This is a genomic window from Ancylobacter mangrovi (genome assembly GCF_024752335.1).
GTDB classification, from domain to species: domain Bacteria; phylum Pseudomonadota; class Alphaproteobacteria; order Rhizobiales; family Xanthobacteraceae; genus Ancylobacter; species Ancylobacter mangrovi.
Genome location: NZ_JANTHY010000010.1, coordinates 54818 through 79648 on the forward strand (window position 1 = coordinate 54818; position 24831 = coordinate 79648).

The window sequence follows — 24831 nt, forward strand, 5'->3', positions numbered from 1 at the left end:
CGTTTCATCGGTGTCGCGGCAGGTCTCCTGGCTCGCGGGTCCGTGCCTCCATCCGTCTTCCCAAGGCTCGTCGCCTCAGTGACCCCCTGTGCCGTCTGGAGCAGGGCTGGATATCGGCTCGCCGCTTACAGTTGCGGGGGCAGCGCCGGCGTCACACCGGCTTCCCTCTTAGCCCTCTCATCTCGCGATTCGAGGGACCGTGACGTCCATATTTAGCGCCTTATCGTCTCATGAGGTCAATATCTGGATCAGTTTATTCCGGATATGACGAGCGCAGGGCTTGATCCGGCTTCATTCTCCATGAAAATGGTACGCTGCATCAGCATGCAAGAGTAGCGTGCATATATGCGCGGAACCTCGCCTTCCGGTCGCGGCGCTTTCCGGCTGTCTCGGCGCCGGCAAGACCGCCCTTCTTAACCATGTGCTGGCCAACGGCGAGGGGAGACCCGGCGCGACGGCTCGCGGCGTGGATTTCACGACGCGGCGCGCCGCATAGTCGAGGCGCGCGAGAATTAGGCGACGCGGGCTGGCCGCCGCGGCTGGTGCCGGAAATGTGTAGAGCATGTGCCGCGTCTATATTTCCATATTCTTGAAATGTTGAAACGTTCGGCTAGAAGAACTCATGGTCCGCACGTTCCATCATCCCCCGGCCGGTGAACTCACGCTCGATGGCATTCTGCACGCTTTGTCGGATGCCTCCCGGCGGGACATCGTCAAGAAGCTGCTGGCCAAAGGCAGCATGAACTGCAGCGAGGCGTGCGAGGCGCTGCCGCCATCTACCGTTTCACATCATCACCGCATCCTGCGCGAGGCGGGGCTCATCCGTTCGGAGCGCAGAGGGGTCGAGGTCGTCAACAGCGTCCGCCGACACGACGTCAATCTTCGGTTCCCGGGACTTCTCGATGCCATTCTCGGCCAGCACAACACCTGAGGAGATTTGTTCATGGAATACCGGCAACTCGGACGTTCCGGCTTTAAGGTGCCCGTGCTCAGCCTCGGCACCGGCACGTTCGGCGGCTCCAACGAATTCTTCCAGCGCTGGGGGCAGACCGACGTCGCCGAAGCGACGCGCCTCGTCGATCTCTGCCTCGATGCCGGCGTGAACTTCTTCGACACCGCGGACGTCTATTCGCAGGGCGTGTCGGAGGAGATCCTCGGCCAGGCCATCAAGGGCCGGCGCGACAAGGTGCTCATCTCCACCAAGGCGACCTTCCCGACCGGCGACGGACCGAACGAGAAGGGCTCCTCGCGCTACCACATCGTGCGGGCCTGCGAGGCGAGCCTCAGGCGGCTCGACACCGACCATATCGACGTCTATTTCATGCACGGCTTCGACGCGCTCACCCCGGTCGAGGAGACCCTTCACGCGCTCGACGACCTGACCCGCGCCGGCAAGATCGGCTATATCGGCGCCTCGAATTTTTCCGGCTGGCACCTGATGAAGGCCCTGGCGACGTCGGAGAAATACGGCCTCGGCCGTTATGTCGCCTATCAGGGCTATTATTCGCTGATCGGTCGTCACTATGAGTGGGAGCTGATGCCCCTCGGACTCGACCAGGGCGTCGGGTTGATGGTGTGGAGCCCGCTCGGCTGGGGCCGGCTCACCGGCCGCATCCGCCGCGGCGAACCGCTGCCCGCCGGCCGCATCGCCTCCGGCGGCGCCCAGGGTGGCCCGCAGGTCGACGACGAGTATCTGTTCGGCGTCGTCGACGCGCTCGATCTCGTGGCGAAGGACACTGGCAGGACCGTGGCGCAGGTCGCGTTGAACTGGCTGCTGCAACGGCGGACCGTCGCCAACATCGTCATCGGCGCGCGCAACGAGGAGCAGCTCAAGCAGAATCTCGGCGCCGTCGGCTGGTCGCTTACGCCCCAGCAGGTCGCCCTGCTCGATAAGGCGAGCTACCAGACGCCGATCTACCCCTATTGGCACCAGCGCGACTTCGATGAGCGCAATCCCAAGCCCACGAGCTGGTGAGATCGTCCTGTCCGCATCGACCGGCATTGCGGCCGGCGGCGGCCTTTGCCGCTTCCGGGCCGACGCGCTCCCCAAGCCTGAGGAAGATGAGCCATGGATCTGCAACTGACCGGCAAGCGTGCCCTGGTGACTGGCGGCAGCAAGGGGATCGGGCGCGCCATCGCCCGACAGCTGGCCCTGGAAGGGGTGGACCTCGTGATCGCCTCCCGTAACGCCGCCGAAATCGAGGCCGCCGCAGACGAGCTCGCCGCCGAAACCGGGCGTAGGATCGTCGGATTGACCGTCGACACGCAGGACGACGGCTCGGTGAGAACGCTGGTGGCGGGGACGCTCGCAGCTCTCGGAGGCCTCGACATCCTCGTCAATGCCGCCGCCAAGCCGGGAGGGCAGGCACCACCCCCGAAGCTGGCCGAAATCACGGACGAGCTGTTCTGGAATGACGTGAACGTCAAGGTGATGGGCTATCTCCGCACGGCACGCGAGGCGGCCCCCCATATGGCTGCCGCCGGGTGGGGCCGTATCATCAACATCAGCGGTCTCGCCGCGCGGCAGACGGGCTCGATCATTGGGTCGATCCGCAACGTCTCCGTCGCCGCCCTGACCAAGAACCTCGCCGACGAACTGGGCCCCAAGGGGATCAACGTCACGGTGGTCCATCCCGGTCTCACCCGCACGGAAAAGACCGATCCCCTGGTTGCCACCCGCGCGGCTTCCAGCGGCGTGGCGCCGGAGGAAATCGAGAAGCGGCTGGCGGCCAATGTCACCGTCGGGCGCCTTATCGACATGGCCGAGGTCGCCGATGTCGTCGCCTTCCTCGCGTCCCCCCGCAGCGTGGCAATCAATGGTGATGCCGTTGCCTGCGGGGGCGGGGCCGCAGGAGCGATCCATTACTAGTTCGCGTCCATAGGCGGCCAGGTTCGGCTCGTCCTTCCGCACGAGACGGAAACGAAGCGCCGAATAATCGTGCCTTTCTGCTCGCTCCGGGTACCGAATGATTCAGGAGAAGCATTGCATCACCCGGCCTTGGCCGCGCCCCCTCGAGGCCCGCGCACCGCGCCGGATGATGTCTGCTCCATATTCGTCGTGCAGCAGCACCCAACTCAACGTATCGGTTTCGTTGTGGCCCTTGGGGACGAGATCGAGCCAGTTGAACGCGCCGATCAGCAGCTCGGTGATGCTGAACGGTCCTCGCTCATTTGTATCAACTCAAACCCACTGACCATCGAGTGGAAGTGGCGGATACAAATGGCGGCGGTTTGTCCCGTCGCTTAATCGGCGTTCGGCAGCGGAATCTTGGATGGCCGGAGCGTCGTCGTCGCGATCGGCGAGAAGCGCCCTTGCCGGCGGCGGGCCGGCGCGATGGCCCACTCGCCATTCCATCCTTTCGTGACGACCGTCCGGATCAAGCCTTGTCGAGCTTGATGCTGGTCGCATCGGCCGTCAGATAGCCGACGGCTGCGCCGAAGCGGTCCTTGTAGTTCGCGCGAACCAGCGGATCGAGCGTGTCCTTGACCTTGGCGTGCAGCTTCTCCCAGTCGCCCGGGTGCTGGAAGTTGCTCATCACGTAGGTCCAGCCGTTGAGCTCGTCGACGGCGTGGAGGCCGGTCGATTCCGCGCCCGCCGGTACCGACATGATGCGCGACAGCTGCCCGGTATCGACGTTGTAGGCCCACAGGAAGTTGTTGACGTGCATGCCGCTGTCCTCGCCGATGAACAGCGTGCGCAGGCGCTCGGAGAACTTGATGTTGTCCGGGTTGCCGATCCTGTCCGGATTGGCGGTGTTGCCGAGCGCGTCAGGCGTGATGTCCTCGCCCGTTAGCACGAAGCGGGTCTCGAACGGCACCCACTCGCTGGCGATCACCTCGCCGCCGCTGTCCTTCTGGCCGCCGCTGACGGCGTGCGCCAGAATGCCGCCCGCCTCGACTGCCTTGTCCAGCGCCACGCCCGACGTCTCGTACCAGCCCTTACCGCCCTTCACCATCGAATCCCGGATGGCGGAGATCGCCGAATAGGCAACCTTGTCCTTGGCGTTGATGGTGGTGCCTTCCATCTTGGTGAAGACCATGCTGCCGCCCATCAGTGCGGCATAGCGGTGCGTTTCCAGGAAGGCCGCGGCCTTCTCCATGCCCGGCTTCAGCTTCACCCAGTGGAACGAGCCGCTCATCGCGATGCGGGTGAAGCTCGGATCCTTGGGATCTTCCTTGGCGATCTCCATGATTTCGGTCGGCTTCACCGTGTCGGCGAGTTTCTCGATCTCGGCGCTGGTGGCGTGGCCGAGCTTCACCCAGGTGATCGTATCGGCCGGCGCCGCGGTGTCGGTCGAGAGCGCGCCGCCGAGCTTCGCGACATAGAGCGTTCCGGCCGACAGGTCCGCTTCCTTGTCGGCGACGAACATGAACAGGCCGCCATTGGTTGCGTCGTCACCCATGAGCAGCGTGCGCTGGTCCGGCATCACCTGCACCAGTTCGTGCGAGATCCGGCCGATGCAGTAATGCTTGGTCAGCGTGCCGGTACCGTCGGCGTTGACCTTCACTTCCGGCAGGTGCCCGTAGTGATAGGGGTTTGCCGTCGTCTCGTCACCGAACAGGTTCTTGCTGTAGGCGAGGAACTGTTTGTTCGAGGCGGTCGAGAACGCGTCCGGCTCGTACTCCTCGCTCGAGAGATGGGTGTTCCACGGAGAAAGGCTGGCGCCGCAGGTGATCCACAGCCCGTGCGCCAGAGCGGTGTCGACGTTGTGGTACTTCACCAGGCTGAGCTTGCCGGTGTCGGGATCCTGATCGAGCGTCAAGACGGCGATCGGCGAGGGCATGCGGCCATAGGTGTCGTCGCCCTTCTGGTCGCGCGACATATATTCGAACTGGACGACGGCGAACACGGTCTCGCCCTTCACACCGTCGACCTTTGCGCCGGCAATCGGGGCCAGCAGCGAAGTGCCGTCCGGGGAGTCCGAAAAGAACTGGCGCTCCTTGTCTGGCACCGAGGTATCGATGATCGGCTTGTTGTGGATGTCGTAATAGCCGCCGGCCAGGATCTGGCCGCCCTTGCCATCCGGCACCATGTCACCGGTGATGAAGAACGGCTGGTAGGCCAGCTTGAACGCCTGGGTGCTGCCGTCGGCAAGCGTCACCGTCAGCTCCGAACCGACCGTCGTGGTCGCCATGGCGGCCGGAACGGCCAGCGTGGGCGCGGCCATCGAGCTGAACGTCGCCGAGGCGAAGCCCGCGGGCGCAGCGGTCGCGGCGCGCGTCGTGCCGAGCGCGAGAAGCGAGGTGGCCGCCGACGCGCCAAGCGGCAGCATCGGCACGCTGGCGAGGAACCTCAGTGCCTGGCGGCGCGAAGCGTTGGTCGAATCGAACATGTCTGACCTCGGATTTCTTCGGAGGGCGAGGCCTCGGGGGCCATAGGGTTCATCGTCAGCAATGGACGAGCGCATCGCGTCAGCGACCCGACCCGATTAGATCGGCTATAAGAAGCTTTGATGAACCCTGAGGCCCGAATCCGGTCAGGCGGTGCGGTCGAGCGGCTTGAGATCGTCGCGAGTCAAGGAATTCAGCGTGTCTACGCTAGATCGAATCAAATCGCTTCTGACAGCCGCGATGAGTGGTGCCCGGTAATCAGCCAGCGGCCATCAATCTCTTCAAAGGTGAAGAGGAAGCGCGCCGGCACCGATTCCGCGCGTCCATTGCGGATGAAGTCGAATGTGTAGAGCCCGCCGATGACCACGGTTCCGAGCTTGCGGCTGACGCGCTTCTTCTGCGAGGAAATCGTGCATCGCAGGCCTTGATTGGAGAGAAAGCTCTCGAAATAGCGCCGGCGTTCTTCCTCGCGCTCCCCGATCTCGTTCGAGAGCGTGGGCACGAGAATGGCGTCCGGCGCATATAGTGCAAGCACGCTTGCGACGTCACCGGAGGAGATCACCTCCGCCCAATGGAACAGGGCCTTGCGGGCCGCGCTCAGACAAGCGGCCTCGCCCGGTCCCAGACGATCTTCAGCTTCGCGCAGCGTGGTATCAATCGCGCTCATCCGTGTCCCTTTGCCGCCACACGCGGCGTTCTCGGAACCGTTCTAGCCTTGACAGCAGATAGCCGACATGCACATCAATATGCAATGTTATAACATTGCATGAAGGTGCAAGATGCCCCAGTCGCTTTCCCCTGACAAACGCCTGCCCGTCACCGTGCTGTCCGGCTTTCTCGGTTCCGGCAAGACCACGCTGCTCAATCATGTTCTGAACAACCGCGAGGGCCGGCGGGTCGCGGTCATCGTCAACGACATGAGCGAAGTCAACATCGATGCCGATCTCGTGCGCGATGGCGGTGCGGACCTGTCGCGGACCGACGAGAAGCTGGTCGAGATGACCAATGGCTGCATCTGCTGCACCCTGCGCGACGACCTGCTCGTCGAGGTCCGTCGGCTGAGCGAGGACGGCAAGTTCGACTATCTGCTCATCGAGGGCACCGGCATCGCCGAGCCGCTCCCGGTCGCCAGCACCTTTTCCTTCCGCGACGAGAACGGCGAGAGCCTTTCAGACGTCGCCCGCCTCGACACCATGGTGACGGTGGTCGACGCGGTGAACCTGCTCCGGGACTATTCCTCGAACGACTTCCTGCGCGACCGCGGCGAGGTCGCTGGAGAAGGCGACAATCGCACCTTGATCGACCTGCATGTCGAGCAGATCGAGTTTGCCGACGTCGTCATCATCAACAAGAAGTCGGACGTATCGGCCGAACAGCTCGACCACGTGCGCAAGGTGGTGAAGGCGCTCAACGCGGACGCCCGCATCGTCGAGACGGATTTCGGCCGCGTCGTGCTTGACGAGGTGCTCGACACCGGCCTGTTCAGCGAGGAGAAGGCCGAGCAGCATCCGCTCTGGGCCAAGGAACTCTATGGCTTCAAGGACCATGTGCCGGAGACGGAGGAATATGGTATCAGCAGCTTTGTCTATCGCGCCCGCCGCCCCTTCCACCCGGAGCGGTTCAACGCCTTCCTTGCCGAAACATGGCCCGGCCTGATCCGGGCCAAGGGGCATTTCTGGCTGGCGACGCGACCGGACTGGGTCGGCGACTTCTCGCTGGCCGGCGCGCTGGCCCGCGTCAGCCCGATGGGGCGCTGGTGGATTGCGGTGCCCAAGGCCTATTGGCCGGACCACCCCGAATGGCGCAAGATTCTCGAGCGCAGTTGGGATAAGGTTTGGGGCGACCGGCGGCAGGAGCTCGTCTTCATCGGCACGGGTATGGATGACGGCGCCATTCGCGCGGCGCTCGATGCGTGCCTGATTCAGGATGAGATCAAGGAATTCGACCCAACCGCCTTCCGGCGCCTTCCCGACCCGTTCCCCAAATGGGGCGTCCCGCATGCGGCATGATTGCCGTCGAATTCAAGCGGGCGGTGCCTTTCCACTGAAAGGCATCGCCCGATGAAGATCGGCTCTTAGATGCTCTCTCGGCTTTTCGCGCAGGTCAGTCAGCCGCCGTCCGCATGACAGCCGCCCAGGTTCCGGACATGAGCACGATCCCTATCACGCTGCTGACGGGTTTTCTCGGTTCAGGCAAGACCACGCTCGTGAATGCGCTGCTTGCCGATCGCCGCATGCGGGATACCGCCGTTATCGTCAACGAGTTCGGCTCGGTTTCTGTCGATCACGATCTCATTCGCCGCGGCAGCGAGCAGTATATTCTGAACAGCTCCGGCTGCCTGTGCTGCGCCGCGAGCAGCGATATCCGGGCTTCGTTGTACGAGCTGCATGAGGACCGGCGCCAGGGCGAGATTCCCGCTTTCCGGCGGGTGATCATCGAAACGACCGGGCTCGCGGATCCCGCCCCCATCGTCAACAGTCTCATTCCGGGCGGCGCTCCCGCGATCGCGCTTCGGGATCATGTCGTGGCCCGCGCTTTTCGCCTCTCTCGTGTCGTCGCGGCGTTTGACGTGCAGAACGGCGAGGAGACCCTCGGTGACCACTTCGAATGTTGGAAGCAACTGGCCTTTGCCGATCAGATCGTATTGACGAAGACGGATCTCGCGTCTGCAGCCGGCTGGCACCACAGGTTGGGAGAGATCAATCCGACCGCGTCGGTGATCGACGGCAACGCTGCTGGCTTCGACCCTGTGGCGTTGATTGGCGCCAGCACTTACTCAGCCGGCGACAAGCCCGAGGATGTGCTCGGTTGGCTTGCGATGGAGAATCTTGCCGAACCGCTCGCTGAGCATCCCGTTCATCATCCCAACCGACATGGCCCGGCCATCGAAGCAATGCCCCTCTATCATGACGAGCCGCTCGACCCGGCGGCGGTCGACGCTTTCCTGGAAGTCCTGACCAGCCAGCCACATACGGGGCTGCTGCGGCTGAAAGGACTCTTCGCCTTAGCCGACGATCCATCGCGGCCACTGGTTGCGCATGCCGTTCAGCACCGCCTCTATCCGACGCACCGCCTCGACTATTGGCCGAGCATGGATGTGCGCAGCCGTGTGATGGTGATCGGCGACAACATGCCGCTGAAGCCGATCCGTGAGTTGTTTCAATCCCTGCGACCGAGGACCGCGCGGCGACGGGCAGTCGGCGCGTGAATACGTTCTCGAACCCGCTTCGCAAGTCGCGATTCAACGGCTTCCCGGAGCATTCCGCGCGCATAAAGACCTGGCTGCGACAAGCCCTGAACCTCGCCGAGAACGTGGTGTCTGTGAACGAGCTTAGCTGCAGCCAGGCTGGCTGCCCGCCTCGACAGACGGTTATTCTCGTCTTGAGCGACACGGTGGCGCCACGGAAGTTTGCCGTGCACAAATCATTGCTTGATGTCGTAGAGGAGGACGTAATCGCGGCGATCGAGAATGGATCGCTGCCAGCCAACGAAGATTTCAGCGGCGATGGGCGGTGAACGGTTTGTCGGCCGAGCAGCGCGCGCAAGTGCCCTCGACTTCAACGATCCGACGTTTGACGCGAAAACCGCAGCGCGCAGCGCCCTCGTCGAGGCGGGATGCCGTAAAGGGGTCCGTCGCTTCGTCTACGGCACCGCAGCTTTGGCAGATGAAGAATACGTCAGGTGGGACCCCGGCCGGTCGGGCATAGGCGAAATAGCCGTTCGTAGATTCAAGCCGGGCGATGAAGTGTTGCTTCTGCAGGAACGCAAGAGCGCGATAGATCGGCGCCGCCGCCATCGGCTTGTCGTGCGTGACTTTATAGAGCGCCGCCAGCTGGTACGCCGTCAAAGCGCCGCCATGACGGCAAAGAAGTCCATACACGTTGCGCCGAAGCGGAGTGAAAAGGACATTCCGCTCCCTGCAGAGCCTTATTGCGATCTCCAGCCTTGCATCGTCGCCAGCCGGATCAGGCGGGCAAGGAACGCTGGGCAGGCTTGTCGCGACATCATGCATGAGCACCTGTCATCAGCCTCTCTGCAAACGGATCGCTGGAAGAAACATACACCCGTGTGAGGCCGCGCGTCCCGAGTTGATCGAGCAAGGCAAAGGTATCGTTCAGGCCTTCAAGGCCTTCCGCAAAAGTCTCACCTCGACGTCCTCGGGTCAGCAGCCATAATTTCCGCTCGCCGCTCTGCACGACAGCATCAAAGCCCCGGGGGATAGACGACGGGGCAAGAGCACGCTCGCCGATTTCGACGAGCGGACGGCCGGTTGCGATTCGATGGAAGAAGCCGGCCATTGTCTCGCGGGCTTCTTCCGCTCCTGGGCCGACCTCCACTTTGATCCCGGCCTGGCGCAACTTGCGGAAGCCGCCCCCGTTCACGCGCGGATCCGGATCCTGAAGGGAGGCGACGACGCGGCAAACCCCAGCAGCGATAATCGCATCGACGCATGGAGGCGTCTTTCCCCAATGACAGCATGGTTCAAGCGTCACGTAGAGGGTGGAGCCGGGTGCATGACCGGCAGCCTGGTTCAACGCGACGCGTTCAGCATGAGGCCGTCCGCCATATTGGGTTCGTCCTCGCCCCACAATTCTGCCGTCGTTGACGATGACGCACCCCACGGCAGGATTCGGCCAAACGAGCCCCTGCATGTCTCGAGCGAGTTCGATGGCTTCGTTCATCCAGCATTCGTCATTATTTTGTCGATCGGCGGACGGCGGTTTGCTTGCTCGGGCTTCATCCCGATTGGGGCCATAACGCAAAGCAGGCCTATCGTCATCGTGTACTAATGTAGGCATTGGGCGTCGGTTTGCACCAGTGGATTTCCAGTCGATTGCTCATGGGGCGTGATGGCAGGGGCTCACGACCACGTTGCAGAGCACAGGCCGCAAGCCCCAACACCATCCCGCTCGTGCCGACCTCGAAACTTAGCCGCCTGTGTACTCCAGGATATGCAGTCCCAATCCCCATCGGTCGGCCATATAGATGAGTCCAGTATCGCGGTCGACCTGAACGTCGTTACTTTGCGGGCAACAACGTTCCGTAGTACCTGCCGGAATATAGAACCCTGCTTCTCGCGGCTTGAACGGGTTCGACCAGTCGACGATTCTGAGACCGGCATTGAACCAGCAAATATAGATCAGGTCATCCTTCTCCATATCAAGCCAGATATTGTGGGCACCATAGCGCGCTCCCGTCTTGCACCATTTCTCATCCCGGGGTCGCATGGTGTAAGGGTCGATGTCATGCGGCATGAAGGTGCTTATCGGAAGCGGCTTAAGCGGGTTGCGCAAATCGTAGAACGTGATGTGTGCCGGCGGATGATCGCAGTTCACCGTGGTGGTTTCCTGCGTGACTATCCCGAACTCGGAGCCATGAGGAACGAGAAAGCTGTGGTAGCAGCCTGACCAGCCGTGGGTTTCGTGGGGATTATGGCGCCACATCAGTTTGGGCGTCGCCGGATCGGTGCAATCGAACATGGCGATGCCCGCGTCCCAATAGCCAACGGTGACGAAGTTGCCCCAGGGGTTGCCCTCGTGGCACCAGGCGCCTCCTTTCTCCACGGCAGCGACATCCCATATCGGGGTCTCTCCTTCCTTCTGGCCCGGAAGCCAGGCTTCGCCGATCAACTCGGGATTCCATGGCTCCTTCATGTCGTGGATGAGCAGGATCTTGCCGTCGAACCCCTGCTTGTGTGCCGAGCTGTAGAGCAGATTGCGCCTACGATCATAGATCGGACGATGAACGCCGAGATCTCCGGTTTCTATGTAGCGAACGAACTTCGGATTGATGGGGTCACTGCAATCGAAGATGCGCAGTCCGCCGACGACACCCGGATACTGACCGCGCAGGTTCGGCCTCAGTTCGCTGTTCGTCAGCAGCACGTCATCGGTGATCCGCAAGACCTTGTGCGTCCGCGCGGCAGGACTGTCGACGAGCTGATTGACGATTCTCGGCTTGGACGGATCACTTACGTCGAGGATGGTCATGCCATCGTGGCCGTTCACTCCGGACGCCGCGACGTAGCAGATGCCCTTTCCAACCTGGATCTGGAAGGCGTCGCCCCACCCATTCAAAGGTGAATGACCAACCAGACGCACATTGTGGGCTTGTTCGGGCCACGGCTCACTGAGTGAGTGTTCGACCCCGATGTACTGCTCGCCGCCGCCGCCACGGACCGGGTTGGGATGGAAATAGGGACGCGACATGGTCATTTCCTCCACAGTAGTGCATTCGTAGACGCACTTCTTGTGCCTCTGCTGATTAAGGCTCCTGCGTAGAGCGTATTGTAAAATTACTGGCTGGATTGCTCGGCTTCTTGACGGGCGGTAAGCGCTGCCGGAGTTACAGTATTGTGGGATTGGGTGTGTCACCATAGACCAGCGTTGGATCAAATGCCTTCTGCGGCTCTTTGAATGATAAGAGCACGGCTCCCGAATGGGCGTTCGTTGCCACCGCTCGATAAAAGCACGAGCGATAGCCGACGTGGCAGCTCGCCTCGCCAGCGACGTCGACCCGCAGCCACACCGCGTCCTGGTCATCGTCGACCCGGATTTCCACGATCTTCTGTACGAGGCCGCTGGTCGATCCCTTGTGCCAGAGGCATTTTCGGCTGCGGCTCCAGTAGTGGGCCTCGCGCGTCTCGATCGTTCGCAGGAGCGCTTCGGCATTCATCACGCCCATCATCAGTACGTCGCCGGACGTCGCGTCGGTGGTAACGACCGGAATTAGACCATCGGCATCGAATCTGGGTGCCAACAGCACGCCTTCCTCGATTTGCTCGACGGAATCCCGCGAGGCGAAAGCTTTCGCGAGGTCGATTACGAGTGGGTTCATCCGAAAGTCTCCCGAGGGCCGGAGATCGACGACAGGAAGTCACGCCGCAATTCGGCATTTGCCTGGAAAGCCCCAAGAAACCGACGCGTCACCATGCTGACACCTGGCTTACGGATGCCACGCGTCGTCATGCACATATGTGCCGCCTCGACGACGACGGCGACGCCACGGGGCTGCAGGACCTCCTGGATAGTCTCTGCGATCTGGGACGTCAGCGTTTCCTGGATTTGGAGCCGCTTCGCATAGGCCTCGACGACGCGGGCCAGCTTGCTGATGCCGACGACACGCCGGTTCGGAAGATAGGCGACATGAACCTTCCCGACGATCGGGACGATGTGATGCTCGCAATGCGTTTCCAGCCGCATGTCACGCAGCATAATGATGTCGTCGTAGCCATTCGTCTCCTCGAAGGTACGGCCGAGCAGCTCGGCTGGATCGGTGTGATACCCTTGGAAGAACTCCTCATAGGCGCGCACGACGCGCGCCGGTGTGTCGACGAGACCCTCGCGATCAGGGTCATCTCCCGCCCATTCGATCAAGAGGCGGACGGCCGCCTCGACGTCCGCACGAGCGGGCCGACGGCGGGCACCTTTCGATAGCGGAGGCTTCGTCATACCGCTCACCGCAACATTCATCACGCTTGGCTCCCAAGAGACGCTTCTTGCCGTTCACAGTGCAATGTTATAACGTTGCAGGCAAGTCCCTGATGGAAGGAGGAGGGTTAGATGATCGTGTCGGCATTTGCCCGTCCCATTCCGGAGAATGGGGTGATCGCCAGCAATTTGCACGCTGCCGAACTCGCATGTCAGCGACGGGGCGTTCAATTCACGCCGATGCGTTGCGCCGTTCTCGAGGTGCTCTGGCAGGCGGGACAGCCGTTGGGAGCCTACGATGTCATTCGGGCTCTCGAGGCAAAGCTCGGGCGCAGGCTCACCCCGCCGACAGTGTACCGGGCACTGGAATTCCTTCTCGATCAGCGGTTCGTCGCACGAATTGAATCAATGAGCGCTTTCGTTCCGTGCGCTCATCCCGATCACGAGCATGCTTGCGTGTTCTTCATCTGCCAGACCTGCCGAAGCTCCGCGGAGATCGAAAACGCGGGCATGGAAGCGCTCTTCAAACGCGACGCGGCTAGCCTGGGATTCCGCATCGGCCGCCAAGTTGTCGAACTGCAAGGCACCTGCGCCAGCTGCCAGTCCGCCGAAGTCGCGACCGTCTGATCGTTTCATCATTTCTATCCGACTGGGTCGACCTCGTGGCGCCGAACCTTCCTGCACATCCCACGCCTGTTTCTCTCCTGACCGGGTTCCTCGGCAGCGGGAAGACGACTGTGCTGAACCATCTTCTGCGCCTTCCCGCGCTTGCGCGGGTGGCCGTCATCATCAACGAATTCGGGAAAATCGGGCTCGATCACGAGCTGGTGGAAGCGACGACCGAGAACGTGACGTTGCTCGAATCGGGCTGCGTCTGCTGCACCGTTCGCGGCGATCTTTCCCGTGCGCTCGGCAGCTTGTTTGCCCGCCGGCTTACGGGTGAGATTCCTGCTTTTGATCGCGTCGTCATCGAAACCACCGGTCTGGCGGATCCAGCACCGATCCTGCACACTTTGATGACGGACCGCCTCCTGTCCTATGCCTTCCAACTCGACGGTGTCATAGCCACGGTCGACGCCGCGGCCGCCTCAGCAACACTAGACACTCAGATGGAGGCGGTGAAGCAGGCAGCCGTCGCGGATCGAATTCTTCTTACCAAGACGGACCTTGTCGATGCCACGAGCCGGCAAGCTATCGAAGCCCGACTGCGCGCATTGAACCCGGCCGCACCCATCATTCACGCGCACAACGGCGTGGTCGATCCCGTAGACGTGCTCAATGCCGGGCTCTACAACCCCCTCACGAAGAGTATTGACGTCCAGAATTGGCTCAAGGCTGAGGCCTACAGCGCACCCGGCGGACGTCGCAGCCCTCATCAGCAGACGAATGCGCCTGGGCCGGAATTGGCATCACCGCCTCATCACCGCTACCGCGAAAACCGGCACGATGACCGGATTTCCGCGGTCGCCTGCACCGTCGACAATCCTATTCCCCCGGAGCTCTTCGATACGTGGCTTGAAATCCTGATGATGCTGCGCGGGCCGAACATCCTTCGCCTGAAAGGGATCATTCACGTCGAGGGAGCGCCGGCACCATTCGTCATTCACGCCGTCCAGCACATCTTCCATCCGCCGGTGATCCTGAGCGATTGGCCGAGCGACGACCGCCGCTCACGCATTGTGATGATCGGGCGCGATCTAACAGACGAGTTCCTGAAACGAGGCTTTGATCTGCTTCGTTCAAGCGCCGCGGTCCGGGATGAGCCGAATGGAGCCGTCGCGTGAGTTCGTCGTCTTCCCGCCGCCGCCGTGACGTGCCCTCGCCGGCTATGCGAGCCAACGTTGGCACCGCTATAGCTCTCATGTCGCGCGATCCTGCCATTCCGCGATGTATGGGTCCTGCTCGACCACCGAGCTGCTGCTGCGGAGCTGACAACGGCTTCCCCTGAACCACGTTCATCTTTGACGTCGAGATACTCATGTCCCTTCATCTGACCAACAGCTTCGGAGGCCGTAAGGAGCCGTTCGTCCCGCAGCGGGCTGATGAGGTCCGCATGTATGTATGCGGGCCGACGGTCTACGATTTCGCGCATATAGGCAATGCGCGTCCGGCCCTCGTTTTCGATGTGCTGGCACGGGTGCTGCGACGGCAGTTTTCGAAGGTCGTCTATGCGCGCAACCTCACCGACGTGGACGACAAGATCAACGCCGCCGCGCTCGCGCAGGGAGTGCCCATCGGGATCATCACCGGGCGCTATACAGAAGCCTATCACGCCGATATGGCGGCACTCGGTGTGCAGCCGCCGACTATCGAGCCCAAGGTTACGGAGCACATCCCCGACATCATCGGTCTGATCGAGCGGCTGATCGCCGAGGGCCATGCTTATGAGGCCGAGGCGCATGTGCTTTTCCATGTGCCGTCGTTCAAGGATTATGGCGCGCTCTCGCGGCGCAGCCCCGAGGACATGATCGCTGGTGCGCGTGTCGAGGTCGCTCCCTTCAAGAGGCATCCTGCCGATTTTGTGCTCTGGAAGCCCTCGACGCCGGAACAGCCGGGCTGGGATAGCCCCTGGGGACGCGGACGCCCCGGCTGGCATATTGAGTGCTCGGCGATGATCGGGCGCCATCTTGGCTCCTCGATCGATATCCATGGCGGCGGCCAGGATCTGATCTTCCCGCACCATGAAAACGAGATCGCGCAGGGGACGCGCGCGCGGTACTGGATCCATAACGGCTTCGTCATCGTCGAGGGGCGGAAGATGTCGAAGTCGCTCGGCAATGTGCTTCTGGTCCGCGAACTCCTGAAGGAGGCGCCGGGCGAGGCCATCCGGTACGCGCTGCTCTCGGCCCATTATCGCCACCCTCTCGACTGGAGCTCCCGAGGGCTCAAGCAGGCCCGCCGCAGCTTGGATCGCCTCTACGGTCTCGTCCGTGATCCGGATGTGTCCTCTTTCGCAGCGTGGGATCCCTCGATCCTCGACCCGATTCATGCCGCCCTGGATGATGATCTCAACACGCCGGCGGCTCTGTCGGAGTTATTCCGCCTTGCGAACCTGCTGCAACGCGAACCCTCCCGCGAAGCGCGTTCCGCCTTGCAGGCGGCGCTTGTCGAGGCGGGCGGCTTGCTGGGCCTGCTTCAGCAGAAGCCGGAGGACTGGTTCCGGCAATCGGACACGACAGATGATGATATCGACGTCGCGCAGATCGAGGACTTGGTGGCACGGCGCAGCGAGGCACGGGCCGCCCGCGCCTTCGACCAGGCGGACCAGATGCGCGAGGAACTGGAAGAGCTTGGTGTCCTCGTTGAGGACAACGGTGATCGGACCGAATGGCGGAGGGCCTCTTCATGATGCGCCGCAGGTCCGGGGAAACCATCGCTGAGCGGCAACAACGTCTCATCGACGAATTTCTACTCATCGATGAATGGGCGGACCGCTATCTCCATCTGAGCGAAGTCGCGAGAAGTCTGCCGCCGTTGCCGGCGACCTTTCGAGCCGACTATTATCGCGTCCCGGAATGCCCCAGTAACACCTTCCTCGCCGGTGAGCGCAAAAACGGCGTGCTGTTCCTCCATGCCGCCAGCGATACGCCCATCCTGGCCGGGATTTTGGCCCTTGTCGTCGAGCTCTATTGCGGCGAGCCGCCGGCGGAGATCCTGCGCCACCCACCCGTCATCCTCGACAGGATCGGGCTGACCAAAAACCTTTCGCCTCACCGCCGCGTCGCGCTGCTGCGGATCCACGAGCGACTTGTGGCTCTTGCATCCGATGTCGATGGGACGCGGAGGCTGGCGTCATGAGCTGCGCCGTTTTCGCGGCCCAGTCCGTCGTTCGCTTGGCCAGCAGCGCTCTCGCCACATTCCTGATCGTCCTGATCCGCGCCTATCAGATCTTCCTCTCGCCTACCCATGGGCCGTCCTGTCGCTTTCAGCCGAGCTGCTCGGCCTACGCCATTGAGGCACTGAAACGACACGGGCCGACGTGGGGGCTGGCTTTGACAGTGTGGCGCCTTGCGCGCTGCCACCCCCTCGGTGGCTTTGGATATGACCCCGTTCCGATCCAGCGGCCGACTCTGAAACGAGTAATCTTGAGGTTTCTCCCATGATCCGCATCACTTTGCCTGATGGCGCCTCCCGCGAGTTCGAGGCCCCGGCTGCTGGCGCGGAGATCGCTGCCACAATCTCGCTTTCGCTGCGCAAGAAGGCTGTCGCGATGTTGGTCGACGGGAGGCTTACCGATCTTTCCGACAGCATCGATCGTGATGTGCACGTCGAGTTTGTGACGCGTGACGACCCGCGCGCGCTCGAGCTGATCCGCCATGATGCCGCGCATGTCCTCGCCGAGGCGGTGCAGGAACTGTTTCCGGAAACCCAGGTGACCATAGGGCCGGTGATCGAGAACGGCTTTTTCTACGATTTCGCACGGGACGCCCCCTTCACGCCGGATGAATTGCCGGCGATCGAGGCGCGCATGCGGGAAATCATCGCCCGCGACAGGCCGTTCACGAAGGAGATCTGGAGCCGGGAAAAGGCGGAGGCCTTTTTCCGCGAGCGCGGCGAGAGCTTCAAGGTCGAGCTGATCGAATCGATCCCGCAAGGCGAGGACATCAGGATCTATCGCCAGGGCGACTGGCTGGATCTCTGTCGCGGTCCGCATATGACGTCGACGGGCAAGATCGGCCAGGCTTTTACGCTGACGAAGGTTGCTGGCGCCTACTGGCGAGGGGATGCCAGCAAGCCCATGCTCACCCGTATATACGGCACCGCCTTTGCCACCCAGGCCGAGCTCGATGCACATCTCACAATGCTGGAGGAAGCCGAGAAGCGCGATCATCGCCGCCTCGGCCGGGAGATGGACCTGTTTCACTTCCAGGAGGAGGCCCCCGGCTCGGTCTTCTGGCATTCGAAAGGATGGACGCTGTTCCAGACCCTTATCGGTTATATGCGCGAGCGGCAGGCGGCCGCGGGCTATGTCGAGGTCAACACGCCGGACATCATGGACCGACATCTGTGGGAGACCTCCGGTCACTGGCAGAACTACCGCGAGCACATGTTCACGACGAAAACCGAGGACGACCGTGACTTCGCCCTGAAGCCGATGAACTGCCCCGGCCACATGCTGATCTATAAGCAGGGCCTCAAGAGCTACCGCGACATGCCGCTCAAGATTGCCGAGTTCGGCAAGGTGCACCGCTACGAGCCATCAGGCGCGCTGCATGGGCTTCTGCGCGTGCGCTCCTTCACCCAGGATGACGCGCATATTTTCTGCGCAGAAGACCAGCTCACGGCCGAGTGCATCCTGGTCAACGACCTGATCCTGTCGATCTATCGCGATTTCGGTTTCACCGACATCCGCATCAAGCTTTCAACGCGGCCTCAGCACCGGATTGGCTCCGACGAATCCTGGGACCGGGCGGAGCTGTCGCTCAAGCAGGCGCTCGAGACGCTGGGCCGCACTTACACGGTGAATGAAGGCGAGGGGGCCTTCTACGGCCCGAAGCTCGAATATGTGCTTCGCGACGCCATCGGGCGGGACTGGCAGTGCGGGACGCTGCAGGTCGACTTCAACCTGCCGGAACGCTTCGGGGCCTTCTACATAAACGACAGGGGCGAGAAGGTGACGCCCGTCATGCTGCATCGTGCGATGTTCGGCTCGCTCGAACGCTTCACCGGCATATTGATCGAGCATTATGCGGGGCATTTCCCGCTTTGGCTCGCGCCGACCCAGGCGGTCGTTGCCACCATCACCTCTGATGGCGACAATTATGCGCGCGAGGTCGCGGCCAAGCTGCGCCATGGCTCGCTGCGCGTCGAACTCGATCTCCGTAATGAGAAGATCACCTACAAGGTGCGCGAGCACAGCTCGACCAAGGTGCCAGTCCTGCTCGCCATCGGCAAACGGGAGGTGGAGGAGAGGGGCGTCTCGCTGAGGCGGCTGGGCTCTCCGGCGGCGCAATTCCTGTCGCTGGAGGATGTGCTTCATCGGCTGAGCGTCGAAGCCAGGCCACCTTATGCTTGGACAGCAGCGCTCGCGGCGAGCGATCAGGGGGCGTCCTCGTTGGATCTTGCGGTATGACCTTTCGCGTGACCATGCGTCGCCGGCTGTGTCCTGCCCTGATCGTTTTGAGCCCGGCGATTGCGGGTTGCTCCGTGACCCCGGCGACGCACCTCACATCGGAGTCTGACGAGGCTGGATCGCCGGCTTTTGTCCAACCTGCCAGCCTCGCTGATTCCAGACAGAAGGAATGTCTCGTCCGGGCTATGTACTTCGAGTCTAGTCGCGCGAGCGAAGAGGGCCTGCTCGGCGTCGGCACGGTGGTGATGAATCGGCTGGCATCTCCGGAGTTCCCGGACACGATCTGTGGCGTTGTCGGGCAGCCACGACAGTTTGCCGAGGGAGTGCTGACCAAGCCGATGAGGTCGCGCGCGCTTCCAAAAATTGAGCGGATTGCCGGCGCCGTCCTTTCTGGAAAGCGGAGCGATGCCGTGGGCAAGGCGATGCATTTCCATACCGCTGGCTACACCTTCCCTTATAGGAATATGCACTATGTCGCGGTGGCGGGGGGGAACGCGTTCTATGAAAAGCGCGGGCGCGCATCTTTAATCGGGCATTCGGTCCTGGCAGCTTCGAGCATCCCGCCAGCCCAGCAAAGCGAGGGCGACGTGGCGATTGCAAGCGTGCCTTTGCCACCCGAGCGGCTCGCCGCCCCTCCGAATCGGGAACAGGAGTGGCACGCCAGCGTGGTCGTCGCAGATACTGACCAATCGGCGCAACGACAAGCGGATGGCTCCCAAGTCACGCTTCCTATTCCGCTGCCGCCGAAACGTCCCGATGATGCTGCACGCGTCCTGGTCCGCGCCTACCTCGAACCAACCGTCGTTGGTTCGAGCAGCAGGACCCCATTCTCGGCATTCGCCGAGGGTTACTGGCCCGGAAGCCGGCAATGACAGGCGTGACGCGTTATACCCGACGTCGTGTCCTCCTCGCGCTCGCAGCATTGGGCTCCGCGGCGCTTGGTCCGGATCAACTGCGCGCCGACTCTGCTCCACCCCTGGTGATATTGGACCCGGGCCATGGTGGTCATGATCCCGGGGCGGTCGGCGTCACCGGTTTGCTGGAGAAGCAGGTTGCGCTCGACATTGCCCGTCTTCTCAAGGCGGAACTGGAACGTACCGGTCACTGCCGCGTGATGCTGACACGCGAGGATGACGTTTTCATCCCGCTCGATGAACGCAGGGCTTGCGCGCAGGCGCACAACGCCGCGCTGTTCGTGTCGCTTCACGCCGACGCGCTCAAGGACCGGTCGGTACGGGGGGCGAGCGTCTACACCTTGGCGCTGCGCGCCTCCGATGCACAGTCCGACGAGCTCGCCCAACGAGAGAACGCTGTCGATCCAAGGGCCATGGAAGAGTATCGATCCTATTCACCTGACGTCGCGGAGATTCTTGCGAGTTTGACTCAAAGAGAAACCCGAATCTTCTCGGCCCGTCTGCAGGATAAAATGGTCAATGCGCTCTCTGCGAAAATACGCATGCTTCATAATCCAGTTCGTAGTGCAAACTTTGTAGTCCTGCGTTCCTTCGAAACGCCCAGCGTTCTGGTGGAAATGGGTTTCATGTCGAACAAGGATGACGAGCAGCTCCTTCATTCCGCCGCCCATCGCCGCGAGGTGGTCGCTTCGCTGAAAGACGGGATTTCTGCAAGTATCAACGGCATGATCAGGCTAGAAAGAGACTAGATGTTGATTGGGATTGAGTATCGCTATCTTCTAGGGTCTTAGGATGATGGCGTCCCGCAAGCCGCCTTGGGAGATCATCTATCAACAGGCTCAGCGCACAGGGACGAATGCGTCGACGCGTTGGCCGAGATCTTTGCACGGTGCTGCGCCTTGCCGCCGGGCGGCCGGCGCAACCGAGCTCCGCGATCATCGACAGCGTCACGCTGCGCTCCACGCCGGCAAGTGCAAAAAGGGTTCGAAGCTGCGCAAGGCGTTGGACATCCGCGGCGATGGCTGGCGACCGCGCGTGGGACCAGCGACCGATACCAGTTGCCAAGCCCACAGGAGAGAGCTCGGCTCCCGCGAAACGCTTGACGTGCAGTTTCTCAAGTTTATCGATGACGCTGATCAAGGTTCTTCGGGCATGCACCCCGGAGCTAAGAGGGAATTCGGTAAGGCGTTCCACGCCGAAGCCGAGGCTGCCCCCGCAACTGTGAGCGGCGAGCCCTCTGCCCTTCGTCCACTGACGTCGCGCATTGCGCCATGCGTCGGGAAGGCCGGGCAGAGCCAGCGTCGACCCGCGAGCCAGGAGACCTGCCGTGATCGCAAGCAATCTTTCGGGCGGGGTGCTCCGAAGGTTGCCGGTCGGCGGCGGCGATTCTCCCCTGTCTTCCGGTTCCCTTTGTGCTTTCCGTCTTCCTCATGGGAAGCGATGAAACAATGTTCAAGACAGTCCTCAGCCATACATCCGCCGCATGCCTCTGGTGCGCGCTGACGCTCGCCCTGCTGGTCGGCTCAGTTCTCGCCGACGCGGCCACAGCAGAGCCGACGCAATACCCGCTCACTCTGGAGAATTGCGGGCAGAAGGTCGTCATCGACCAAGCTCCGAAACGCGTCGTCAGTCTCGGCCAGGCGCAGACCGAAATCCTCTATGCGCTCGGGCTCGGCGACCGCATGGTGGCCACCGCCGTCTGGTTCAGTCCCGTCGCCAAGCCCTATGAGGCGGTCAATGCAAAGGTGAAGCGCCTCGCCGACAACGACCCAAGTTTCGAGGCGGTGGTCGGCCAGGAGCCCGATCTCGTCGTCGCCATGTATGAGTGGCACATCGGCCCGAACGGCATCGTCGGCAAGCGCGATCGGTTCGATGCGGTGAAGGTGCCGGTTTATGTCTCCCCGACCGATTGCATCGGCAAGGACAATACCGGCGCGGGCGATGGGGTGCGCACGGAGCCCTATTCGATGGACCAGCTCTATCAAAACATCCAGGAATACGGCGCGATCTTCGACGTCGCCGACCGGGCGGAGACGCTGATCGCCAGTCTGAAGCAGCGCGAGGCGGACGCTCTCCGCGAGGTGGCCGGGCTGCAGGCGAAGAATATCTCCATGATGATGTGGTTCTCCAGCAAGGACATCAAGGGCGATGCCTTCCTCGCCGGCAAGAATGGCGTCCCAGCTTACATCATGTCGAAGCTCAGTGCCCGCAACATCATCACTACCAACGAGGAATGGCCGCTGGTCGGCTGGGAGACCGTCGCGGCCAACGATCCCGACGTCCTGATCCTGGTCAGGATGGACCGGCGCCGCTTCCCGGCTGATGACCTTGACGCCAAGCTGAACTTCCTCGCTACCGATCCCGTTGCCAGCCAGCTCTCGGCTGTGCGCAACAAGCGGATCGTGGTGGTGGATGTCGGCTCGACCCGCCCGGGCATGGACGCGATCGATGGCATCGAGGCGATCGCCAAGGCCGTCCACGGCTTCGGTCTGGCCAATTGAGCCACGCAGTTCCCAAGCCGAATTGGCCGGCGCGCCTCGCCCTCGCAGTTCTTTCGCTCGCGGCCCTTAGCTTGGCCGTCGCCTTAGCGGTGACGGTCGGCGAGATGGCGATCCCATTGCCGGTCGCCTTTCGTGCGCTCGGCAATGGGCTGTTCGATCTCGGCCTGCCTGTGAGCGCCACCCAGCAAGGGGTGATCTTCGACTACCGGCTGAGCCGCGCCCTGATGGCGGCGCTATGCGGCGGCGCGCTTGCCATCTGCGGAGCCATCCTGCAGGCGCTGCTGCGCAATCCGCTCGCCGAGCCCTATATTCTCGGCGTCTCAGCCGGCGCCTCGACGGGGGCGGTCTGCGTGATGATCCTTGGCTTCGGTGGCGCCACGCTCGGGCTGTCCGGCGGCGCCTTCCTCGGCTCGATCGCGGCGCTGGCGATCGTCGCGCTGCTGGCGGCGGGTGCGGGCGGCGCCAGTGACCGGGTGATCCTTGCCGGCGTCGCCGGCTCGCAGCTGTTCAACGCGGCGACCGCCACCATCGTCACCACGCTGGCCAGCGCCGAGCAGGCGCGCGGCGTGATGTTCTGGCTGCTCGGCAATTTCGGCGGCGTGCGCTGGCCGGATCTCATGGTGGCGACACCGGCGGCGCTCGCCGGCTTCCTCCTCTGCATGATACACGCCAAGGCGCTTGATGCTTTCGCCTTTGGAACCGATGCGGCGGCTGCACTCGGTGTCGCCGTCACCAGGGTGCGGCTGGTGCTGCTCGCGACCACAGCGCTGCTTACCGCCACCATGGTCGCCATCGTCGGCACCGTCGGCTTCGTCGGACTGATCATTCCCCATGCCGCGCGGTTTCTGGTCGGGCCGAGCCATGCCCGCCTGCTGCCCGCCTGCCTCGTGATTGGCGGCATCTTCATGGTTCTTGCCGACATCCTCTCGCGCATCCTGGTGCCGCAGCAGATCCTGCCCATCGGCATCGTCACCGCGCTGTTCGGCGCACCCGCCTTTGCGTTCATCCTCTATCGCGCGAGGCGGCCGGCATGACGCTCGCGGCGCAGGATGTCCGCTGGGGCGTCGGCGGACAGATGCTCGTCGACGGTGTCAATCTCTCCGCCGAACCCAACCGCATCCTCGGGCTCATCGGTCCCAACGGTTCCGGCAAATCCAGCCTGCTGCGCCTGCTCTGCCGGTTGCGCAAGGTGGCGAGCGGGGTGGTGACCCTCGACGACCGTGACATAGCCGAAATGTCTCGGCGCGATCTCGCTCGGCGCCTCGCCTTCGTCGAACAGCAGGCGACGACAGAGGTCCAGCTGACCGTGTGCGACGTCGTCCGCCTCGGACGAACGCCCCATCGCACCGCCCTCGCGTCGTGGACCGCAGCGGACGAGCGGGCGGTCGATACCGCGCTGGAGCGGGTCGGCCTTGCCGAGCGCCACGACCAGCTCTGGCACACGCTGTCGGGAGGCGAGCGTCAGCGCGTCCACATCGCCCGTGCCCTGGCACAGGAGCCGCGCGAGCTCATTCTCGACGAGCCGACCAACCACCTCGACATCCAGCACCAGCTTTCGATCCTCGGTCTGGTCCGTCGCCTCGGCGTGACCTGCATTGTCGCACTCCACGACCTCAATCTTGCGTCCATGTTCTGCGATCAGATCGGCGTCCTGTCCTCCGGCAGGCTGGTCGCGCTCGGTCCGCCCGAAAGCGTCCTGACGCCCGAGCTCATTCGAGACGTGTTCGGTGTAGAGGTGCTGATCCGAGAGGCAGCCGGCGGCCGCCGTTACATTGAATACGTCCTCGATCACGAATTGCGAGACATGCCATGAGTCATCCGGACATCACCGACCTCCAATCCGCTGTGACCGCACACTGGAGCGCCCGTGCGCCGCTTTTTGACGGCGTCGCCTCTCATGTCGCCAAGCGCGATCTCTGGCGGGAGGTGCTTAAGGCGGCATTTCAGGCCGAGATCCCCAGCGACGTAGTCGATCTCGGCTGCGGCACTGGCGCCTGCGCGATCATCGCGGCCGAGCTAGGTCATCGGGTGCGGGCCTTTGATGCCTCGCCTGAGATGATCGCCTCCGCCCGCTGGGCGGCGCGTGTACAGAGCCTCGATGTCGTCTTCGAGAATGCGCTGATCCACGAGGTTCCCCTCGCAGACGCCTCCGCCGATATCGTGACGCTACGCAATGTGCTTTGGACGCTGGAGGAGCCGAAGCAGGCGCTGCGCGTGACACACCGGCTGCTGCGCCCGGGTGGCTTGATCGTGGTGTCGGATGGGATGTGGTCAGTGGCACCACAGTATCGCTCGACCTACGCACCGGAGATCGCGGCCCGCCTGCCGTTGCATGACGGACTTACACAGGCACAAGCGGAGCGGATGTTGAACGAGGCAGAGTTTACAAACGCGCAGAGCTGGCAGCATTTGTTTCCGACCTCGCCCTATCCGGGAGATGTGCCAGTGTTCGTGTTGAGCGCGACCAGGCCATAATCGAAGCCGAGCAGGCAATTTCCGGTGAACCGCGTTGGACGCCAACAGGATGCTTTTCGAAAGGCTCACCGGGTAGATTGTCTTCGATCATTCAATGCGCGCTTGCG

General features: G+C 62.7%; 25 protein-coding genes, 1 pseudogene and 2 riboswitches. Of the genes and pseudogenes, 19 read left to right on the top strand and 7 right to left on the bottom strand.

The window, feature by feature from the left end:
* A riboswitch (cobalamin riboswitch) is annotated at nt 1–217 on the bottom strand.
* A gap of 126 nt (nt 218–343) precedes the next feature.
* The 4 genes and pseudogenes from NVS83_RS20285 to NVS83_RS20300 form a co-directional block, all read left to right on the top strand.
* A pseudogene (locus tag NVS83_RS20285) lies at nt 344–442 on the top strand (GTP-binding protein); the annotation flags it as partial.
* 180 nt (nt 443–622) lie between these two features.
* Entirely contained in the window at nt 623–931 is a 309-nt protein-coding gene (locus NVS83_RS20290; RefSeq protein ID WP_258740960.1) for an ArsR/SmtB family transcription factor, read from the top strand.
* 12 nt (nt 932–943) lie between these two features.
* Nucleotides 944–1975, top strand: a complete 1032-nt coding sequence (locus NVS83_RS20295; protein WP_258740969.1) for an aldo/keto reductase — start codon at nt 944–946, stop codon at nt 1973–1975.
* 93 nt (nt 1976–2068) lie between these two features.
* Nucleotides 2069–2869 carry an SDR family NAD(P)-dependent oxidoreductase gene (locus NVS83_RS20300; protein ID WP_258740971.1) on the top strand — a complete coding sequence of 267 codons (801 nt, stop codon included), beginning with the start codon at nt 2069–2071 and terminating at the stop codon, nt 2867–2869.
* A gap of 508 nt (nt 2870–3377) precedes the next feature.
* Here NVS83_RS20300 and NVS83_RS20305 read toward each other — a convergent pair.
* On the bottom strand, nt 3378–5333 hold the full coding sequence (locus NVS83_RS20305; RefSeq protein WP_258740978.1) for a PhoX family protein: 1956 nt from the start codon (nt 5331–5333) through the stop codon (nt 3378–3380).
* 215 nt (nt 5334–5548) lie between these two features.
* A complete protein-coding gene (locus NVS83_RS20310) occupies nt 5549–5998 on the bottom strand; it encodes a nuclear transport factor 2 family protein (protein WP_258740979.1) in 450 nt (149 codons plus the stop codon).
* 112 nt (nt 5999–6110) lie between these two features.
* Between NVS83_RS20310 and zigA the strand changes: the two genes are divergently transcribed.
* The 3 genes from zigA to NVS83_RS20325 all read left to right on the top strand — a co-directional run bounded on the left by zigA (nt 6111) and on the right by NVS83_RS20325 (nt 8847).
* On the top strand, nt 6111–7340 hold the full coding sequence (gene zigA / locus NVS83_RS20315; RefSeq protein WP_258740980.1) for a zinc metallochaperone GTPase ZigA: 1230 nt from the start codon (nt 6111–6113) through the stop codon (nt 7338–7340).
* Nucleotides 7341–7477: 137 nt separating this feature from the next.
* Complete coding sequence (locus tag NVS83_RS20320; RefSeq protein ID WP_258740981.1) at nt 7478–8539, top strand: CobW family GTP-binding protein; 1062 nt, start codon at nt 7478–7480, stop codon at nt 8537–8539.
* Nucleotides 8536–8847: a hypothetical protein gene (locus NVS83_RS20325; RefSeq protein WP_258740982.1), complete on the top strand. Its 312-nt coding sequence runs from the start codon at nt 8536–8538 to the stop codon at nt 8845–8847. The genes NVS83_RS20320 and NVS83_RS20325 overlap by 4 nt, the downstream gene beginning before the upstream one ends.
* On the opposite strand, the gene NVS83_RS20330 is transcribed toward NVS83_RS20325, so the two are convergent.
* The 5 genes from NVS83_RS20330 to folE all read right to left on the bottom strand — a co-directional run bounded on the left by NVS83_RS20330 (nt 8828) and on the right by folE (nt 12803).
* Nucleotides 8828–9343, bottom strand: coding sequence for a transcriptional repressor (locus tag NVS83_RS20330; RefSeq protein ID WP_258740983.1), 516 nt, complete (start codon nt 9341–9343; stop codon nt 8828–8830). The genes NVS83_RS20325 and NVS83_RS20330 overlap by 20 nt on opposite strands.
* Nucleotides 9336–10130, bottom strand: coding sequence for a bifunctional diaminohydroxyphosphoribosylaminopyrimidine deaminase/5-amino-6-(5-phosphoribosylamino)uracil reductase RibD (gene ribD, locus NVS83_RS20335; RefSeq protein ID WP_309486227.1), 795 nt, complete (start codon nt 10128–10130; stop codon nt 9336–9338). Before ribD ends, NVS83_RS20330 begins: the two co-directional genes overlap by 8 nt.
* 129 nt (nt 10131–10259) lie before the next feature.
* Nucleotides 10260–11540 carry an LVIVD repeat-containing protein gene (locus tag NVS83_RS20340; protein ID WP_258740984.1) on the bottom strand — a complete coding sequence of 427 codons (1281 nt, stop codon included), beginning with the start codon at nt 11538–11540 and terminating at the stop codon, nt 10260–10262.
* Nucleotides 11541–11676: 136 nt separating this feature from the next.
* Nucleotides 11677–12168: a phosphoribosyl-AMP cyclohydrolase gene (gene hisI, locus NVS83_RS20345; protein WP_258740985.1), complete on the bottom strand. Its 492-nt coding sequence runs from the start codon at nt 12166–12168 to the stop codon at nt 11677–11679.
* Nucleotides 12165–12803: a GTP cyclohydrolase I FolE gene (folE, locus tag NVS83_RS20350; RefSeq protein ID WP_258741182.1), complete on the bottom strand. Its 639-nt coding sequence runs from the start codon at nt 12801–12803 to the stop codon at nt 12165–12167. Before folE ends, hisI begins: the two co-directional genes overlap by 4 nt.
* A 90-nt stretch (nt 12804–12893) precedes the next feature.
* Here folE and NVS83_RS20355 point away from each other — a divergent pair, with 90 nt between their 5' ends.
* The 12 genes from NVS83_RS20355 to NVS83_RS20410 all read left to right on the top strand — a co-directional run bounded on the left by NVS83_RS20355 (nt 12894) and on the right by NVS83_RS20410 (nt 24724).
* Complete coding sequence (locus tag NVS83_RS20355; RefSeq protein ID WP_258740986.1) at nt 12894–13388, top strand: Fur family transcriptional regulator; 495 nt, start codon at nt 12894–12896, stop codon at nt 13386–13388.
* 35 nt (nt 13389–13423) lie between these two features.
* Nucleotides 13424–14545, top strand: coding sequence for a CobW family GTP-binding protein (locus NVS83_RS20360; RefSeq protein ID WP_258740987.1), 1122 nt, complete (start codon nt 13424–13426; stop codon nt 14543–14545).
* A 194-nt stretch (nt 14546–14739) separates the two neighbouring features.
* Nucleotides 14740–16110 carry a cysteine--tRNA ligase gene (gene cysS / locus NVS83_RS20365; protein ID WP_258740988.1) on the top strand — a complete coding sequence of 457 codons (1371 nt, stop codon included), beginning with the start codon at nt 14740–14742 and terminating at the stop codon, nt 16108–16110.
* Nucleotides 16107–16559, top strand: a complete 453-nt coding sequence (locus NVS83_RS20370; protein ID WP_258740989.1) for a SufE family protein — start codon at nt 16107–16109, stop codon at nt 16557–16559. The genes cysS and NVS83_RS20370 overlap by 4 nt, the downstream gene beginning before the upstream one ends.
* Entirely contained in the window at nt 16556–16864 is a 309-nt protein-coding gene (gene yidD / locus NVS83_RS20375) for a membrane protein insertion efficiency factor YidD (protein ID WP_309486228.1), read from the top strand. Before NVS83_RS20370 ends, yidD begins: the two co-directional genes overlap by 4 nt.
* Entirely contained in the window at nt 16861–18834 is a 1974-nt protein-coding gene (gene thrS, locus NVS83_RS20380; protein WP_258740990.1) for a threonine--tRNA ligase, read from the top strand. The genes yidD and thrS overlap by 4 nt, the downstream gene beginning before the upstream one ends.
* Nucleotides 18831–19706 (top strand): cell wall hydrolase, encoded by an 876-nt coding sequence (locus NVS83_RS20385; protein WP_258740991.1) that lies wholly within the window; start codon nt 18831–18833, stop codon nt 19704–19706. Before thrS ends, NVS83_RS20385 begins: the two co-directional genes overlap by 4 nt.
* Nucleotides 19703–20497 carry an N-acetylmuramoyl-L-alanine amidase family protein gene (locus tag NVS83_RS20390; protein WP_258740992.1) on the top strand — a complete coding sequence of 265 codons (795 nt, stop codon included), beginning with the start codon at nt 19703–19705 and terminating at the stop codon, nt 20495–20497. The genes NVS83_RS20385 and NVS83_RS20390 overlap by 4 nt, the downstream gene beginning before the upstream one ends.
* Nucleotides 20498–20870: 373 nt before the next feature.
* Nucleotides 20871–21092, top strand: a riboswitch (cobalamin riboswitch).
* A 104-nt stretch (nt 21093–21196) separates the two neighbouring features.
* Nucleotides 21197–22249, top strand: a complete 1053-nt coding sequence (locus NVS83_RS20395; protein WP_374115099.1) for an ABC transporter substrate-binding protein — start codon at nt 21197–21199, stop codon at nt 22247–22249.
* Entirely contained in the window at nt 22246–23283 is a 1038-nt protein-coding gene (locus tag NVS83_RS20400; protein WP_258740994.1) for a FecCD family ABC transporter permease, read from the top strand. Before NVS83_RS20395 ends, NVS83_RS20400 begins: the two co-directional genes overlap by 4 nt.
* Nucleotides 23280–24062, top strand: a complete 783-nt coding sequence (locus NVS83_RS20405; RefSeq protein WP_258740995.1) for an ABC transporter ATP-binding protein — start codon at nt 23280–23282, stop codon at nt 24060–24062. The genes NVS83_RS20400 and NVS83_RS20405 overlap by 4 nt, the downstream gene beginning before the upstream one ends.
* A complete protein-coding gene (locus NVS83_RS20410; protein ID WP_258740996.1) occupies nt 24059–24724 on the top strand; it encodes a class I SAM-dependent methyltransferase in 666 nt (221 codons plus the stop codon). Before NVS83_RS20405 ends, NVS83_RS20410 begins: the two co-directional genes overlap by 4 nt.
* Nucleotides 24725–24831 lie beyond the last annotated feature (107 nt).

What these genes read in the sequence shown, in the direction of transcription:
- NVS83_RS20290 (WP_258740960.1), top strand. Translation starts at nt 623, where the DNA reads ATGGTCCGCACGTTCCATCATCCCCCGGCCGGTGAACTCACGCTCGAT.
- NVS83_RS20295 (WP_258740969.1), top strand. Translation starts at nt 944, where the DNA reads ATGGAATACCGGCAACTCGGACGTTCCGGCTTTAAGGTGCCCGTGCTC.
- NVS83_RS20300 (WP_258740971.1), top strand. Translation starts at nt 2,069, where the DNA reads ATGGATCTGCAACTGACCGGCAAGCGTGCCCTGGTGACTGGCGGCAGC.
- NVS83_RS20305 (WP_258740978.1), bottom strand. Translation starts at nt 5,333, where the DNA reads ATGTTCGATTCGACCAACGCTTCGCGCCGCCAGGCACTGAGGTTCCTC.
- NVS83_RS20310 (WP_258740979.1), bottom strand. Translation starts at nt 5,998, where the DNA reads ATGAGCGCGATTGATACCACGCTGCGCGAAGCTGAAGATCGTCTGGGA.
- zigA (WP_258740980.1), top strand. Translation starts at nt 6,111, where the DNA reads ATGCCCCAGTCGCTTTCCCCTGACAAACGCCTGCCCGTCACCGTGCTG.
- NVS83_RS20320 (WP_258740981.1), top strand. Translation starts at nt 7,478, where the DNA reads ATGAGCACGATCCCTATCACGCTGCTGACGGGTTTTCTCGGTTCAGGC.
- NVS83_RS20330 (WP_258740983.1), bottom strand. Translation starts at nt 9,343, where the DNA reads ATGCATGATGTCGCGACAAGCCTGCCCAGCGTTCCTTGCCCGCCTGAT.
- ribD (WP_309486227.1), bottom strand. Translation starts at nt 10,130, where the DNA reads ATGCCTACATTAGTACACGATGACGATAGGCCTGCTTTGCGTTATGGC.
- NVS83_RS20340 (WP_258740984.1), bottom strand. Translation starts at nt 11,540, where the DNA reads ATGTCGCGTCCCTATTTCCATCCCAACCCGGTCCGTGGCGGCGGCGGC.
- hisI (WP_258740985.1), bottom strand. Translation starts at nt 12,168, where the DNA reads ATGAACCCACTCGTAATCGACCTCGCGAAAGCTTTCGCCTCGCGGGAT.
- folE (WP_258741182.1), bottom strand. Translation starts at nt 12,803, where the DNA reads ATGAATGTTGCGGTGAGCGGTATGACGAAGCCTCCGCTATCGAAAGGT.
- NVS83_RS20355 (WP_258740986.1), top strand. Translation starts at nt 12,894, where the DNA reads ATGATCGTGTCGGCATTTGCCCGTCCCATTCCGGAGAATGGGGTGATC.
- cysS (WP_258740988.1), top strand. Translation starts at nt 14,740, where the DNA reads ATGTCCCTTCATCTGACCAACAGCTTCGGAGGCCGTAAGGAGCCGTTC.
- NVS83_RS20370 (WP_258740989.1), top strand. Translation starts at nt 16,107, where the DNA reads ATGATGCGCCGCAGGTCCGGGGAAACCATCGCTGAGCGGCAACAACGT.
- yidD (WP_309486228.1), top strand. Translation starts at nt 16,556, where the DNA reads ATGAGCTGCGCCGTTTTCGCGGCCCAGTCCGTCGTTCGCTTGGCCAGC.
- thrS (WP_258740990.1), top strand. Translation starts at nt 16,861, where the DNA reads ATGATCCGCATCACTTTGCCTGATGGCGCCTCCCGCGAGTTCGAGGCC.
- NVS83_RS20385 (WP_258740991.1), top strand. Translation starts at nt 18,831, where the DNA reads ATGACCTTTCGCGTGACCATGCGTCGCCGGCTGTGTCCTGCCCTGATC.
- NVS83_RS20390 (WP_258740992.1), top strand. Translation starts at nt 19,703, where the DNA reads ATGACAGGCGTGACGCGTTATACCCGACGTCGTGTCCTCCTCGCGCTC.
- NVS83_RS20395 (WP_374115099.1), top strand. Translation starts at nt 21,197, where the DNA reads ATGTTCAAGACAGTCCTCAGCCATACATCCGCCGCATGCCTCTGGTGC.
- NVS83_RS20405 (WP_258740995.1), top strand. Translation starts at nt 23,280, where the DNA reads ATGACGCTCGCGGCGCAGGATGTCCGCTGGGGCGTCGGCGGACAGATG.
- NVS83_RS20410 (WP_258740996.1), top strand. Translation starts at nt 24,059, where the DNA reads ATGAGTCATCCGGACATCACCGACCTCCAATCCGCTGTGACCGCACAC.